Origin of the sequence: Providencia stuartii, from assembly GCF_029277985.1 — a bacterium.
GTDB lineage: Bacteria > Pseudomonadota > Gammaproteobacteria > Enterobacterales > Enterobacteriaceae > Providencia > Providencia zhejiangensis.
This window is the reverse complement of sequence record NZ_CP119546.1, coordinates 52,161-68,274: the sequence shown is the minus strand read 5'-3', so window position 1 is coordinate 68,274 and position 16,114 is coordinate 52,161. Positions and strand designations below refer to the sequence as shown.

Here is a 16,114-nt window from a genome sequence, read left to right as displayed (position 1 = left end):
GCTTATAAGCTAGCGAGTTATTTACCTATAAGTTGATGAGATGGATATCGAGTACTCAGTATGATAAAGCGATCTAAACCATTATGTTATTTAGATACCGATTGCGATTCATAAAAATAAACACCAGTCATCCTATAAAATGGTCTCAACCATGAAAATAAGTCGAATAGTGAGCCATTCCTTTATCTCTACTCAATGTGTTGGCTATCAATATGCGGTTCGCTGGTGCAGGATTGGCAAGGAAGCGCCGGGGATGGGGTTGGTGGTGACAGTAAGGCAGAAGGATGATAAAACGGTATCACATCCCCCAAACGCAAAAAAGCCACCCGATGGGTGGCTTTCTCACTAATTTAATGTCTGGCAGTTCCCTACTCTCACATGGGGAGACCCCACACTACCATCGGCGCTACGGCGTTTCACTGCTGAGTTCGGCATGGGGTCAGGTGGGACCACCGCGCTATTGCCGCCAGACAAATTCGGTTTTTGTTCCCGTTGGCTTCCACCAACCAGAACAGCAATCTTGAACAAGCTAATTTCTCGCACTCTGCGTGCGCTTCACAACGTTCTCTCTAAAACACCTTCGGTGTTGTCAGGTTAAGCCTCACGGTTCATTAGTACTGGTTAGCTCAACGTATCGCTACGCTTACACACCCAGCCTATCAACGTCTTAGTCTTAAACGTTCCTTTAGGACCCTTAAAGAGTCAGGGAAGACTCATCTCAAGGCAAGTTTCCCGCTTAGATGCTTTCAGCGGTTATCTCTTCCGCACTTAGCTACCGGGCAGTGCCATTGGCATGACAACCCGAACACCAGTGGTGCGTCCACTCCGGTCCTCTCGTACTAGGAGCAGCCCCTTTCAATCTTCCAACGCCCACGGCAGATAGGGACCGAACTGTCTCACGACGTTCTAAACCCAGCTCGCGTACCACTTTAAATGGCGAACAGCCATACCCTTGGGACCTACTTCAGCCCCAGGATGTGATGAGCCGACATCGAGGTGCCAAACACCGCCGTCGATATGAACTCTTGGGCGGTATCAGCCTGTTATCCCCGGAGTACCTTTTATCCGTTGAGCGATGGCCCTTCCATTCAGAACCACCGGATCACTAAGACCTACTTTCGTACCTGCTCGAGCCGTCACTCTCGCAGTCAAGCTGGCTTATGCCTTTGCACTAACCGCATGATGTCCGACCATGCTTAGCCAACCTTCGTGCTCCTCCGTTACTCTTTGGGAGGAGACCGCCCCAGTCAAACTACCCACCAGACACTGTCCGCACCCCAGATTATGGGGCCACGTTAGAACATCAAACATTAAAGGGTGGTATTTCAAGGTTGGCTCCATGCAGACTGGCGTCCACACTTCAAAGCCTCCCACCTATCCTACACATCAAGGCTCAATGTTCAGTGTCAAGCTATAGTAAAGGTTCACGGGGTCTTTCCGTCTTGCCGCGGGTACACTGCATCTTCACAGCGAGTTCAATTTCACTGAGTCTCGGGTGGAGACAGCCTGGCCATCATTACGCCATTCGTGCAGGTCGGAACTTACCCGACAAGGAATTTCGCTACCTTAGGACCGTTATAGTTACGGCCGCCGTTTACTGGGGCTTCGATCAAGAGCTTCTCCTTACGGATAACCCCATCAATTAACCTTCCAGCACCGGGCAGGCGTCACACCGTATACGTCCACTTTCGTGTTTGCACAGTGCTGTGTTTTTAATAAACAGTTGCAGCCAGCTGGTATCTGCGACTGGCTTCAGCTCCATCCGCGAGGGACTTCACCTAGCGCCAGCGTGCCTTCTCCCGAAGTTACGGCACCATTTTGCCTAGTTCCTTCACCCGAGTTCTCTCAAGCGCCTGAGTATTCTCTACCTGACCACCTGTGTCGGTTTGGGGTACGATTAATGATAATCTAGAGCTTAGAGGCTTTTCCTGGAAGCGGGGCATGAGCTACTTCGCCACCGTAGTGACTCGTCATCAGACCTCAGCATGTAGTGAACCGGATTTGCCTAATTCACCTGCCTACATCCTTAAACCGGGACAACCGTCGCCCGGCCAGCCTAGCCTTCTCCGTCCCCCCATCGCAATTATCACCAGTACAGGAATATTAACCTGTTTCCCATCGACTACGCATTTCTGCCTCGCCTTAGGGGTCGACTCACCCTGCCCCGATTAACGTTGGACAGGAACCCTTGGTCTTCCGGCGTGCGGGTTTTTCACCCGCATTATCGTTACTTATGTCAGCATTCGCACTTCTGATACCTCCAGCATGCCTCACAGCACACCTTCACAGGCTTACAGAACGCTCCCCTACCCAACAACATTTACATGTCGCTGCCGCAGCTTCGGTGCATGGTTTAGCCCCGTTACATCTTCCGCGCAGGCCGACTCGACCAGTGAGCTATTACGCTTTCTTTAAATGATGGCTGCTTCTAAGCCAACATCCTGGCTGTCTGAGCCTTCCCACTTCGTTTCCCACTTAACCATGACTTTGGGACCTTAGCTGGCGGTCTGGGTTGTTTCCCTCTTCACGACGAACGTTAGCACCCGCCGTGTGTCTCCCGTGATAACATTCTTCGGTATTCGTAGTTTGCATCGGGTTGGTAAGTCGGGATGACCCCCTAGCCGAAACAGTGCTCTACCCCCGAAGATGAGTTCACGAGGCGCTACCTAAATAGCTTTCGGGGAGAACCAGCTATCTCCCGGTTTGATTGGCCTTTCACCCCCAGCCACAAGTCATCCGCTAATTTTTCAACATTAGTCGGTTCGGTCCTCCAGTTAGTGTTACCCAACCTTCAACCTGCCCATGGCTAGATCACCGGGTTTCGGGTCTATACCCTGCAACTTAATCGCCCAGTTAAGACTCGGTTTCCCTACGGCTCCCCTATACGGTTAACCTTGCTACAGAATATAAGTCGCTGACCCATTATACAAAAGGTACGCAGTCACACCTAAAAGGTGCTCCCACTGCTTGTACGTACACGGTTTCAGGTTCTATTTCACTCCCCTCGCCGGGGTTCTTTTCGCCTTTCCCTCACGGTACTGGTTCACTATCGGTCAATCAGGAGTATTTAGCCTTGGAGGATGGTCCCCCCATATTCAGACAGGATAACACGTGTCCCGCCCTACTCGTCGAGTTCACAACACCAACACCTTCGGATACGGGGCTATCACCCTTTACTGCCGGACTTTCCAGACCGTTCTCCTGATGCTGATGCTGATTAAGACTCTGGGCTGCTCCCCGTTCGCTCGCCGCTACTAGGGGAATCTCGGTTGATTTCTTTTCCTCGAGGTACTGAGATGTTTCAGTTCCCTCGGTTCGCCTCGTTTGACTATGGATTCATCAAACGATAGTGCAACGAATTGCACTGGGTTTCCCCATTCGGACATCGTCGGCTATAGCGGTTCATATCACCTTACCGACGCTTTTCGCAGATTAGCACGTCCTTCATCGCCTCTGATTGCCTAGGCATCCACCGTGTACGCTTAGTCGCTTAACCTCACAACCCGAAATTGTTTCAACGATCACCTAACTGTCATGGCTGTGCGTGGTGAAATTCTTTGTTGCGCGGTGCTCGTCATGCTCACGTACCGATGTACGCTGCGCTGACTGCGCTCCTACGCCGCGAATTTCACACTGCTCGCTCATGCCACTCGTTTGAATGACCGAAAATTTCAGGTTTGAAATTTTGAGAGACTCTCACATTGTTTAAGCGATAAACAATGTGCGTTGTTTCAATTTTCAGCTTGTTCCAGATTGTTAAAGAGCATAATTATTCGCAATAGACTATAACTAATCTATTCTGAATAATTCAAAAGTATTATGGTGGAGCTAAGCGGGATCGAACCGCTGACCTCCTGCGTGCAAGGCAGGCGCTCTCCCAGCTGAGCTATAGCCCCATAACAGGTTTAACAGTATCGTCTTTTCTTTAATCAAGAAATTAAAAGCCAAATCGAATTTAGACAAGGCATAACTTGGCGACGTTTACGCGGGTAAACGAGCTAAGTTATAACGCAGTATTAATTCGATTTTGGTAGGCCTGAGTGGACTTGAACCACCGACCTCACCCTTATCAGGGGTGCGCTCTAACCACCTGAGCTACAAGCCTATTGATACCGTTGACTCTATTTCATCAGACAATCTGTGTGAACACTTCACAAGAACACTTCAATGGTAAGGAGGTGATCCAACCGCAGGTTCCCCTACGGTTACCTTGTTACGACTTCACCCCAGTCATGGATCACAAAGTGGTAAGCGCCCTCCCGAAGGTTAAGCTACCTACTTCTTTTGCAACCCACTCCCATGGTGTGACGGGCGGTGTGTACAAGGCCCGGGAACGTATTCACCGTAGCATTCTGATCTACGATTACTAGCGATTCCGACTTCATGGAGTCGAGTTGCAGACTCCAATCCGGACTACGACGTACTTTATGAGTTCCGCTTGCTCTCGCGAGGTCGCTTCTCTTTGTATACGCCATTGTAGCACGTGTGTAGCCCTACTCGTAAGGGCCATGATGACTTGACGTCATCCCCACCTTCCTCCGGTTTATCACCGGCAGTCTCCTTTGAGTTCCCGACCGAATCGCTGGCAACAAAGGATAAGGGTTGCGCTCGTTGCGGGACTTAACCCAACATTTCACAACACGAGCTGACGACAGCCATGCAGCACCTGTCTCAGAGTTCCCGAAGGCACCAAAGCATCTCTGCTAAGTTCTCTGGATGTCAAGAGTAGGTAAGGTTCTTCGCGTTGCATCGAATTAAACCACATGCTCCACCGCTTGTGCGGGCCCCCGTCAATTCATTTGAGTTTTAACCTTGCGGCCGTACTCCCCAGGCGGTCGATTTAACGCGTTAGCTCCGGAAGCCACACCTCAAGGGCACAACCTCCAAATCGACATCGTTTACAGCGTGGACTACCAGGGTATCTAATCCTGTTTGCTCCCCACGCTTTCGCACCTGAGCGTCAGTCTTTGTCCAGGGGGCCGCCTTCGCCACCGGTATTCCTCCACATCTCTACGCATTTCACCGCTACACATGGAATTCTACCCCCCTCTACAAGACTCTAGCTGACCAGTCTTAGATGCCATTCCCAGGTTAAGCCCGGGGATTTCACATCTAACTTAATCAACCGCCTGCGTGCGCTTTACGCCCAGTAATTCCGATTAACGCTTGCACCCTCCGTATTACCGCGGCTGCTGGCACGGAGTTAGCCGGTGCTTCTTCTGTCGGTAACGTCAATCGTTGATGATATTAGCATCAACGCCTTCCTCCCGACTGAAAGTACTTTACAACCCTAGGGCCTTCTTCATACACGCGGCATGGCTGCATCAGGCTTGCGCCCATTGTGCAATATTCCCCACTGCTGCCTCCCGTAGGAGTCTGGGCCGTGTCTCAGTCCCAGTGTGGCTGATCATCCTCTCAGACCAGCTAGGGATCGTCGCCTAGGTGAGCCATTACCCCACCTACTAGCTAATCCCATATGGGTTCATCCGATAGCGCAAGGCCCGAAGGTCCCCTGCTTTGCTCCTTAGAGATTATGCGGTATTAGCCACCGTTTCCAGTAGTTATCCCCCTCTATCGGGCAGATCCCCATACATTACTCACCCGTCCGCCGCTCGTCAGCGAGAAGCAAGCTTCCCCTGTTACCGCTCGACTTGCATGTGTTAGGCCTGCCGCCAGCGTTCAATCTGAGCCATGATCAAACTCTTCAATTAAAAGTGTTTGATGCTCAAAGAATTAAACTGACTACATTCTTTCATATATGAATTAACGTGTTAGTCACTCTTCAAGACTTAAAATCAAATATTTTTTTGATAGTGTCCTGTGAGTGCCCACACAGATTGTCTGATAAATTGTTAAAGAGCGTTGCGACTTTATCTTTCGATATTAACCGTTTAGGTTGTTGTCGCGAGGTGTCGTATACTACGTTTTTCTGTCAGAAAGTCAAGTGATTATTTTCAACTTTTTCTCTCTTTTTCACCTCAGTCATCACGAGGGTTTCTTTTTTCAACCTGACCACCGAAGCGGTTTGTCGTGACAACGGATGCGCATTATAGGGAGTCAGAAAATTCTGGCAACCCTTATTTTGCATTTTCTTTTCGTTCGCGCTTTTTTTCACCAAAACGGTGAAAATTCAACTAAAACAGCGGTAGAATTGATTATTTCAGCAGCAATTATTCGTTAACTCACGTAATATAATCGCTTAAGGTTATGTATTGGAATCAATTATGGAATTTAGTGAGCAGCAAACAGCTTCGCAAAAGAACCTTTCTTATCTCATTGCTGAACAACTAGGACAAGAGATATTGAAAGGAACGTATTTACCTAGCGCTATACTACCGAGTGAAGCGGAGTTATCTGACAAATTCCAAGCCAGTCGCACTGCAATAAGAGAAGCCGTTAAGATTCTCGCTGCAAAAGGCATGCTACTTGCTCGCCCTAGGATAGGAACAAGAGTAATGCCTTCCTCTCATTGGAATTTTTTGGATCAAGATCTACTAAAATGGTGGATAAACAGCGATGAACAAGACGTTGTGATAAAACATTTCCATGTAGTGCGACTCGCAATTGAACCACAGGCTTGTTACTTTGCTGCACAACATGCCACAGGTGAACAAACGAAATTACTCAAATTATTGGCTAATGAAATGCAATTATTAGCGAAACAATTTGATAGGCAACGTTGGATAGATGTTGATCATCGCTTTCACTTATCTATATATGAAGCTTGTGCAAATCCATTTCTGATTTCTTTTGCCAATTTATTCCGTTCTGTTTATCAGTTTTATTTTGATGCTATTACTGAAAATGACGTTATTGAAGTCGAAACTCATCAACAACTGGCAAATGCCATAATAAAAGGTAATAGCGCCAAAGCGTTTGATCTCTGCTATAAGTTATTAACTATCACAGGGAAAAATATCTAACACGATAACTTTCTATGTTTGCTTTAACTTTTATTTTTTAATAGGTTACCGATGTTAAAAACAGCCAAAAGCATGTCAGGTCTTCCATGGATAGCCGCAATGGCATTTTTCATGCAAGCCCTTGATGCAACTATTCTTAATACGGCGTTACCGGATATCGCCAAAAGTCTTCATCATTCACCTCTAGCGATGCAATCAGCGATTGTTAGTTATACATTAACTGTCGCACTGCTTATTCCTGTGAGTGGTTGGTTTGCAGATAGATTTGGCACTCGCCGCATTTTTATTATAGCCGTTTCGCTGTTTTCCTTTGGCTCCCTTCTCTGTGCTTTATCACCTTCATTAACTTTTTTAGTTATCTCGCGAGTTATACAAGGTATTGGTGGCGCAATGATGATGCCTGTTGCTCGCTTAGCATTAATTCGCGCATACCCACGTAGTGAATTACTTCCGATCTTAAACTTTGTCACTATACCTGGATTAGTGGGTCCAATTTTAGGTCCACTATTAGGTGGGGTACTTGTGACTTACGCGACATGGCATTGGATTTTTATTATTAATATTCCTATTGGCGTTTTAGGGATTTTATACGCGTTAAAATCGATGCCTGACTTTAAAATGCCAAAACGTAAGTTTGATGTTCTTGGTTTTATACTCTTTGGTTTTGGCCTTGTAATGTTATCTGTCAGTCTCGATTTATTTGGTGATAAATCCTTACCGAGCTATATCCCAGCAGCGATTGTTTTAGGGGGGTTCTTCTGTTTATTCCTATATATCTTCCACGCTAGAAGAATCAAACATGCCATTATTCCTTTAAACTTATTTAAGACTCGCACCTTTAGTATTGGTATTAGCGGTAATATTGCCACTCGGTTAGGAACCGGCAGCATTCCCTTTTTGATGCCACTAATGTTACAAGTTGGATTTGGCTATGAAGCTGTCGTCGCAGGTATGATGATGGCACCAATGGCAATAGGATCCATTATTGCTAAGTCGGCAGTAACACGAATATTAACTGGCTTTGGCTATCGCAAAACATTATTTACCGTCACCGTCATTATTAGTTTCATGATCGCTCAGTTTTCGCTTCAGACGCCAAATATGTCTATCTATTTATTGGTGTTACCTTTATTTGTACTCGGCATGGTTATGTCAACGCAATTTACGGCAATGAATACCATTTGCTTAGCTGATTTAACCGATAATAATGCTAGTGCGGGAAATAGTATGCTTGCGGTGACTCAGCAGCTCTCTATTAGTTTTGGTATTGCCGTGAGTGCAGCCATATTGAGTTTTTATGAAGGGTTACCAAATGGAAATATCGTTGATAATTTTCATTACACCTTTATCACTATTGGTGTCATTACCTTGGTTTCCGCATTTGTGTTCTTATTATTGAAAAAAAGCGATGGTCAAAACTTAATAAAGAATAAGTCACAACCATCCGATAAGAACTAGTTACTTCTCACTGATTGGCGCTCAACAAGTTTGGGCGTCAATACTAAAACATTAGCATCCGCTTCAGGGTTATCCATCCGAAAAATAAGCTGATCGACTGCTAATTTACCTAACTCATCCTTTGGTTGGTGAATCGTCGTCAATGGCGGGATCATATAAGGTGATAGATCGATATCATCGTAACCAATAATTGAAATATCGTCAGGGACTTTAAGACCTTTGCTAAAAATGGCTTGATAAGCCCCAACGGCCATCGCGTCATTCCCTGCAAAAATAGCTTTCGGGGGATTATCAAGTGCCAACAGTTTATTCATTGAATTAAAACCACCAGCAAATTCAAAATCACTGAAAATAATATATTCATCCGGAATCTTTAATGATGCTTGTTTCATTGCTTGCATGAACCCTTGGAAACGCGCTCGAGCTGGAGATTTATCCTGAGGGCCAGCAATACAGGCTATTTGTGTGAATCCAGCATCAATTAAATAACGTGTGGCAATTTCACCGCCAAGGAAAGAGTTATCTTGAATAATGTCGCCTCCTGATTCGAATGGAGACCAATCCATCATCACAGTTGGAACGGCTGGATAACGAGAAAGTACCTCTTTTGATGGCCCTTGCACTTCCGTACACATGATTAATAAACCATCAACACGCTTTTGTAATAACGTTTCTAAACTGTGGTTCATTCGCTGAAGATCACCCTCTGTATTACAAAGGATTAAACTAAAACCACGTTCATAGCAGCTTCGTTCAACACCACGAACGACTTCCGCATAAAAAGGGTTATTACTGGTCGTCAATAACATACCAATTGTATTGGTGCGATTCATTTTCAAACTACGTGCTAATGCTGATGGAGCATAGTTGAGTTGTTCAATCGCATTTTTGACTCGTAATGTCACACTTTCGCTGACATAGCGATTTTGATTGATGACATGAGAAACGGTGGATGTTGAAACACCGGCTAGGCGCGCAACATCTTTCATAGTTGCCACAAGTTATTCCTGTTGAGTTAAAAATGCATCAATTTCATTTCGCCACGGTACAGAGGGCTGAGCACCCGGTCTAGTCACAGCAATCGCTGCTGCGGCATGCGCAAAAATGATCGCTTCTGCATCACTTTTACCTTCGAGCAAAGCCGTAACATAGGCACCATTAAAAGTATCTCCGGCAGCAATTGTATCGACGGCTTTAACTTTAAATCCAGCAATAATTGTCCCTGTTGAACCTTTTTCACTATACCAGACACCTCTAGCACCTAAGGTAATCATCACTTTACTGATACCTTTATCATGTAAAATTTGAGCTGCCGCTTGAGCACCTTGCTCATCTTTCACTGCAATGCCAGTTAAATGTTCTGCCTCAGTTTCATTTGGCGTAATCACATCAATCAAAGCAAGTAATGAATCAGGAAGTGCTTGAGCAGGGGCTGGGTTTAAAATCACTTTGGTATTATTTTTTTGCGCAATTTCAGCCGCGAGTTGGACTGCTTCGATTGGGGATTCTAATTGCATCAATACTGCGTCAGCATCGATGATTTTTTGTTGGTAATGTGTAACTCTTTCTTCTGTTAAATGTGCGTTTGCTCCAGCATGGATGCCAATCACATTTTCACCTTGTTGATTAACAAAAATCAACGCAACACCCGTTGTTTCGTTATCAATCGCATCAATGCATTCAACATTAATATTATCATTTTTTAGTTGTGTCTTAATGTTTTGCCCAATGCTATCGTTACCTACACAAGCAATAAATGTTATATCAGCACCACTTCGTCCGGCAGCAACCGCTTGGTTTGCACCTTTTCCACCAAATGCAACTTGATAGTGATTCCCTCTCACTGTTTCTCCAGGCTGCGGAAATTGCTCAATATTTAAAATATGATCAGCATTGATGCTACCTAAAACGACCAGTTTAGCTGTGCCCATAACATGTATTTCCTTTTGCATTTTTTTCTTTATATTCGCAAATAAAGTAAACCGCCGTTATGATTAACGGCGGTTTAGTTTCGATTATTTTTTAACAACCAGTTCTAACTCTACAGGTACGGTTGGTTCAACTTTTTCACCTTTTAATACTTTATCGGCGATTTGTACACCAACGATCCCAATTTGATCTGGACGCTGTGCGATTGTTGCGCCTAATTTTCCACCTTCAACGGCTTTAATACCATCATTAGTACCATCAAAGCCAACAACCAACACATCATCACGCCCCGCGGTTTGTAACGCTCTTAATGCCCCTAGAGCCATTTCATCGTTTTGTGCAAAAACCGCTTGTACGCTAGGGTGCGCTGTTAGCAAGTTTTGCATAACGTTTAAACCTTTAGTTCTATCAAAATCAGCAGGTTGGCTCGCTAATACATTAAATTTATGCTCTTTAGCTCCCGTATTGAAACCTTCACCGCGCTCACGTGCCGCTGAAGTTCCGGTGATCCCTTCTAATTGGATAACTTTGGCATCATTACCTGTTTTTTGAGCAATAAAGTCGGCCGCCATTTTTCCTCCCATACGGTTATCTGAAGCAACGTGGCTGACCACCTCGCCTTTATTTGCCGCACGGTCAAGAGTAATAACTGGAATATTCGCTTTATTTGCCATAACGATAGCATTACCAACAGCATCTGAATCTGTTGGGTTAATTAACATTAGCTTAGTACCGCGAACGGTTAGGTCCTGAACATTGGCTAACTCTTTAGCTGGATTATCTTGAGAGTCCAGAACAATGAGTTCATAACCTAATTTATCAGCTTCTTTTTGGGCGCTATCCTTCATCGTCACAAAGAATGGATTGTTGAGGGTAGAGATCACCAGAGCAATACTCTCTTTAGCCATTGCATTCACACTAACGGTGGCACTCAAAGCGACCGCTGAAAGTAAAGTTGCGAGTTTTTTCATTTTCATCATCGTATTCCTGTAGGGTATAGGTTACTTTTTATTATCAACCAGCACTGCTAATAAGATAACGACTGCTTTCACAATCATTTGATAGTTTGACGAGATACCTAATAAGTTTAATCCATTGTTAAGAAAACCTAAGATCAGCGCACCAATCAACGTGCCAACAATACGCCCTTTACCACCAGCAAGGCTTGTTCCTCCGAGAACAACGGCAGCAATCGCATCAAGTTCATAGCCATTACCCGCCATCGGCTGTGCGGAAGATAGGCGGGCAACCTCAATCACACTTGCTAATGCAGCAAGTAACCCGCATAAGGCGTAAACAATAATTTTTATTCGGTCAACATTAATACCCGATAGTCGAGTTGCCGCTTCATTCCCACCTAGTGCATAGATATAACGGCCTAAACGTGTGTGATGTAATAAATACCATGCCGCAGCAAAGACAATGATCATCAGCCAAATTGGTGTTGGAACCCCAAATGGTCGACCGATACCAAACCAACCGAACAGATCCGCATTATCACTAAAACCAGTATTGATTGGGCTGCCATCGGTATAAACACGGGTTACTCCACGCAGTAATAGCATCATGACCAAGGTCGCAATGAAGGCTTGCACTTTGCCTTTAGCCACAATCACACCTGTACATGCACCGATAGCAGCACCAAGGGCTAATGCTCCCGCAACGGCGACGAAGGCATTCACATCAGCCCCCACCATCGATGCCGCAACAGCCCCAGTTAAGGCCAGTAATGAACCAACAGATAGGTCAATACCGGACGTTAAGATCACCAACGTCATCCCCACCGCCATGATGGCGTTAACCGATGTCTGTTGCAGGATATTAAACAGGTTATTAAGGGTGAAAAAATTCGGGCTAAGCGATGAAACGATAGCTATTAATACTAATAACGCAATTAATGACTTTTGTTCCATTAGCCATGCTTTGCTGAACCAACGTTTTGAGGTTGTGGTATTCGATGTCATACGGATAACTCCTGAACTGAGCCGTAATTTTTGCCAACAGCGGCAGCCATTAACACTTCTTGGGTGGCTTGTTGAGCTGAAAACTCACCACTAATACGCCCTTCATGCATAACCAGAATGCGGTCACTCATTCCAATCACTTCTGGCATTTCAGAAGAGACCAAAATGATACTCAGCCCTTCTTTTTTGAATTGATTAATTAATTGATAGATCTCTTTTTTAGCCCCTACATCCACACCTCGAGTTGGTTCATCTAAAATCAGGACTTTAGGCCTTGTCATCAAGCCACGCGCAATCGCGACTTTTTGCTGGTTTCCTCCTGATAGGTTGCCAATAATCTGCTCCATGGAAGGGGTTTTGATATTAAATAAGCGAATAAAGTCACCGACCGTCTGTTGTTCTTCTTTATGTTTAAGATTGCCGCCAGCACGGCTAAAGTAACGAAGTGCTGTCAACGACATGTTCTCTTTGACGGACATGCCTAGTACTAAACCATCACGCTTACGATCTTCTGAAATATAGACAATGCCGTTATTTAAGCCGTCTTGTGGGGTTTTTAATGTGATACTTTTGCCATCAAGGCGCACTTCACCGGATTTTTTCTTTACGGCACCATAGATGATTTTCATTAGTTCTGTACGACCAGCCCCCATCAGTCCCGACACGCCTAAAATTTCACCACTTCTTAATGAGAAACTGGCATTATCGACCCCTGGGCCTGATAGATTTTCAACTTGTAAACGTACATCCCCAACGGGCACACTAATACGCGGGTATTGATCTTCTAATTTACGCCCCACCATCATCTCTATGAGCGTTTCTTCTTTTAACGTTTTTACACTTTTTTCGCCGATAAATTGCCCATCGCGAAACACAGTTACATCATCGCAAATTTCAAAAATTTCTTTTAAGCGGTGAGAGATATAAACAATCCCGCACCCTTGTGCTTTTAATTCTTCAATAACGCGAAAGAGTGATGCCGTTTCTGTATCAGTAAGCGCATCGGTCGGTTCATCCATGATGATGACTTTAGATTCAAAGCTTAAGACTTTTGCTATCTCAACCATTTGTTGTTCGCCAATTGATAGTTCAGCAATCAATTGATGGCTGTCATAATCAAGGTTAAGACGTTTTAGTAACTTATCAGACTCACTAAATAGGGTTTTCCAGTCAATTTTACCGAATCGACTCACAAACTCGCGGCCAAGAAAAATATTTTCGGCAATAGAAAGTTCAGGTATCAGATTAAGTTCTTGGTGAATGATACCAATCCCTGCTTCTTGAGAGTTTTTAGGGCCATGAAATGTAACCTCTTTCCCTAAATAACGAATAGCACCTGCGTCTTTACTATAAATTCCTGTGAGTACTTTCATCATGGTTGATTTGCCGGCACCATTTTCCCCAACCAGCGCCATGACTTTTCCTGGGTAGACATTAAGTGAAGCACCATTTAGCGCTTTTACACCCGGAAAAGATTTTTCAATACCGATAAGTTCTAATAAAGGTTGCATACACACCTCAGAAGGTCACACCGGAACAGAGGATCACATTCGCAAAAGGTGAACACTCTCCTGTTCTAATCACCGCTTTGCTATCGTGCGTCATTTTTTTAAAGTGTTCATGACGACAATATTCCACTTCGATTGGCTTTCCTTGCGTAAGCTCTAATGCTTTCAGGTGTGCTAATATGGCTTGCTCCATTTTTTGATTTACCGTCATAATTTCTTCAGCCAGAATCACTTTTTCAACCTGCATTTCCTGAGTAACAACACTCAGTACAGACATAAAATCGGGTAATCCTTGTGTGATGGCTAAATCAATACGCTCAACTTGTTGTGGTATAGGTAACCCTGCATCAGCGATGGCAATATGATCAGTATGGCCCAACTTGGCGATGACTGACGTAATATTGGAATTAAGCAAAATACCTTTTTTCATTGTTTCCACTGTTCCTGTCTGAGCGAAACGTTTCGCTCAATCTAATATAGATAAGAAAGTCAACAACTCAACGTTATTGACTAAGATTTGTGATCGCTATCGAAACGTTTCGTTAACAGGGAAAAAAGATAGAAAGGTGAACTTATTGAATTAGTTAAAGCTGAATCGTTTTTGTGATTCACTATTAGGAATCAAAGAAAAAATAACAAAAGACATTGCACAAATTATCTCAGGATAGATAACCTAACAATATATACTCTCAATAATTCGAGAAGCAGTTAATTCGTCAATGAGTGGCTCACTCTCTATGGATAATACGAACAGCTAACAAAGCGATAACTTGAAGTATGACGAGATGTTGCCTAAGTAATCATAAAGGAACCAATATGCAGCTAGCGGAACGAATTGCCCAACTGAGTAACTATCTTGAAAGTGGACTGTATGAACGCCAGCAAACGATACGTTTATGCTTATTGGCCACATTAAGTGGCGAGAGCGTTTTTCTTTTAGGTCCTCCAGGTATCGCTAAAAGCTTGATAGCTCGCCGTATGAAGTATGCTTTTCGTCATGCTAATGCATTCGAATATTTGATGACGCGCTTTTCGACTCCTGAAGAAATTTTTGGTCCATTATCCATACAAGCTCTTAAGGATGAAGGGCGCTATCAACGACTGACAAAAGGCTATTTACCCGATTCTGAAGTTGTTTTTCTTGATGAAATTTGGAAAGCCGGCCCCGCTATTTTGAATACGCTCTTAACGGCAATCAACGAGCGAAAGTTTCGAAATGGTGATGATGAAAGCGCTATTCCAATGCGTTTATTAGTGACCGCATCTAACGAACTTCCCGATGCAGATAATAGCTTAGAAGCCTTATTTGATAGAATGCTTATTCGTATCTGGCTCGATAAAGTACAAGAAAAACAAAATTTTAGAGCGCTATTAACCGGTAAACCGCCAAAAGAGGAATCACTCGTACCTGATCATTTAAAAATCAGTGATGATGAATATGCTGAGTGGCAGCAACACATACCAAAAATAACGCTGCCCGATCATTGTTTTGAACTCATTTATCAGCTTCGCCAACAATTAGATGTCACGGATAAACAGCTTTATGTATCTGATAGGCGTTGGAAAAAAGCCGTTTATTTATTACAAGCAAGCGCATTTTTTAATGGTAGAAGTGAAGTTTCGCCTCTTGATATTGTGCTACTGAAAGATTGTTTATGGCATGACATGCAATCAATGAATACATTGCCTCAGCTAATCAAATCAATATTAGAGGAAGATGGTTGGCAGCAAAGAAAATACACTCGTGAAATGGAAATGCTCTATCAAGAATGGACATCATCAACACAAGAACAAAATAACCAAAATGCCTTTAAAGTCACTAAAAGCACGGCGATGTTTGCTCGCCGCCCTACCTATACGTTGCCTGAAGAGATCAAAGAAGGTCGTTTAACACTGTTTCTGCATAAGCCCCTGCAATTGCATGATATAAAAGTGACATTTATTACTACAGATAAAAAATCGCTCACTCATTTTCTCACTAAAGGCACAACCCTATCAGCTCACCTTAATGGTATTGGGTTCGCACAAGAAATTGCAGCTGAAATAAACAATATGAATCAAATTCAGTTATTGGATGTTAGCCATCAAGCTTCAACCCTCTATCTACAGGCGTTAACAACCCGCAGTGATAAAACAGATAATCAAGTATGGCTAGAAAAACTAGATAAAATCCAACAAGATATTCAATCGGCACGTTACCAATTTGAAAAACAACAACCCAATTTATTTATTGAATCAAAGTGGCTGGCTGGCATAGAAGAGAGCTTTATTAAGTTAACGGAGAAATTAACTCATTTGCGTAACCAAATCATAGGTAAAGTGGTGGATTAAC

Annotated in this window: 10 protein-coding genes, 2 tRNA genes and 3 rRNA genes; 4 read left to right on the top strand and 11 right to left on the bottom strand. The window is 44.0% G+C overall.

The features are described 5' to 3' along the window. Positions 1–151: 151 nt before the first annotated feature. Positions 152–349: a hypothetical protein gene (locus P2E05_RS00275; protein ID WP_276122966.1), complete on the top strand. Its 198-nt coding sequence runs from the start codon at positions 152–154 to the stop codon at positions 347–349. Between the two features lie 6 nt (positions 350–355). Here the strand turns inward: P2E05_RS00275 and rrf are convergent. The 5 genes from rrf to P2E05_RS00250 form a co-directional block, all read right to left on the bottom strand. Continuing rightward, positions 356–471, bottom strand: a 5S ribosomal RNA gene (gene rrf, locus P2E05_RS00270). A gap of 119 nt (positions 472–590) precedes the next feature. After that, a 23S ribosomal RNA gene (locus P2E05_RS00265) occupies positions 591–3,496 on the bottom strand. 324 nt (positions 3,497–3,820) lie between these two features. Then, positions 3,821–3,896: transfer RNA gene (locus tag P2E05_RS00260), tRNA-Ala, on the bottom strand. A gap of 132 nt (positions 3,897–4,028) precedes the next feature. Further along, positions 4,029–4,105 (bottom strand) — tRNA-Ile (locus P2E05_RS00255). Between the two features lie 66 nt (positions 4,106–4,171). After that, a 16S ribosomal RNA gene (locus P2E05_RS00250) occupies positions 4,172–5,711 on the bottom strand. The 16S, 23S and 5S rRNA genes sit together here with 2 tRNA genes alongside, the layout of an rRNA operon. Positions 5,712–6,224: 513 nt before the next feature. Here P2E05_RS00250 and P2E05_RS00245 point away from each other — a divergent pair. Both P2E05_RS00245 and mdtD read left to right on the top strand, forming a co-directional pair. After that, positions 6,225–6,923, top strand: a complete 699-nt coding sequence (locus P2E05_RS00245; RefSeq protein ID WP_154625042.1) for a FadR/GntR family transcriptional regulator — start codon at positions 6,225–6,227, stop codon at positions 6,921–6,923. 51 nt (positions 6,924–6,974) lie between these two features. Next, positions 6,975–8,381: a multidrug transporter subunit MdtD gene (gene mdtD, locus P2E05_RS00240; protein WP_154625041.1), complete on the top strand. Its 1,407-nt coding sequence runs from the start codon at positions 6,975–6,977 to the stop codon at positions 8,379–8,381. On the opposite strand, the gene rbsR is transcribed toward mdtD, so the two are convergent. From rbsR to rbsD, 6 genes are all read right to left on the bottom strand, one after another. Then, the gene (gene rbsR, locus P2E05_RS00235; RefSeq protein WP_167520906.1) at positions 8,378–9,379 is read right to left on the bottom strand and encodes a ribose operon transcriptional repressor RbsR; all 1,002 of its coding nucleotides are present in this window, start codon (positions 9,377–9,379) and stop codon (positions 8,378–8,380) included. The genes mdtD and rbsR overlap by 4 nt on opposite strands. A gap of 3 nt (positions 9,380–9,382) precedes the next feature. Beyond that, a complete protein-coding gene (gene rbsK / locus P2E05_RS00230; protein ID WP_272657982.1) occupies positions 9,383–10,312 on the bottom strand; it encodes a ribokinase in 930 nt (309 codons plus the stop codon). Between the two features lie 84 nt (positions 10,313–10,396). Then, positions 10,397–11,287 (bottom strand): ribose ABC transporter substrate-binding protein RbsB, encoded by an 891-nt coding sequence (rbsB, locus tag P2E05_RS00225; RefSeq protein ID WP_154625043.1) that lies wholly within the window; start codon positions 11,285–11,287, stop codon positions 10,397–10,399. 24 nt (positions 11,288–11,311) lie between these two features. Further along, the gene (gene rbsC, locus P2E05_RS00220) at positions 11,312–12,274 is read right to left on the bottom strand and encodes a ribose ABC transporter permease (protein WP_154625039.1); all 963 of its coding nucleotides are present in this window, start codon (positions 12,272–12,274) and stop codon (positions 11,312–11,314) included. Next, on the bottom strand, positions 12,271–13,785 hold the full coding sequence (gene rbsA / locus P2E05_RS00215) for a ribose ABC transporter ATP-binding protein RbsA (protein WP_196714145.1): 1,515 nt from the start codon (positions 13,783–13,785) through the stop codon (positions 12,271–12,273). Before rbsA ends, rbsC begins: the two co-directional genes overlap by 4 nt. Before the next feature lie 7 nt (positions 13,786–13,792). Continuing rightward, the gene (gene rbsD, locus P2E05_RS00210) at positions 13,793–14,212 is read right to left on the bottom strand and encodes a D-ribose pyranase (RefSeq protein ID WP_154625037.1); all 420 of its coding nucleotides are present in this window, start codon (positions 14,210–14,212) and stop codon (positions 13,793–13,795) included. Between the two features lie 386 nt (positions 14,213–14,598). Between rbsD and ravA the strand changes: the two genes are divergently transcribed. After that, positions 14,599–16,113, top strand: a complete 1,515-nt coding sequence (ravA, locus tag P2E05_RS00205) for an ATPase RavA (RefSeq protein WP_154625036.1) — start codon at positions 14,599–14,601, stop codon at positions 16,111–16,113. Position 16,114 lies beyond the last annotated feature (1 nt).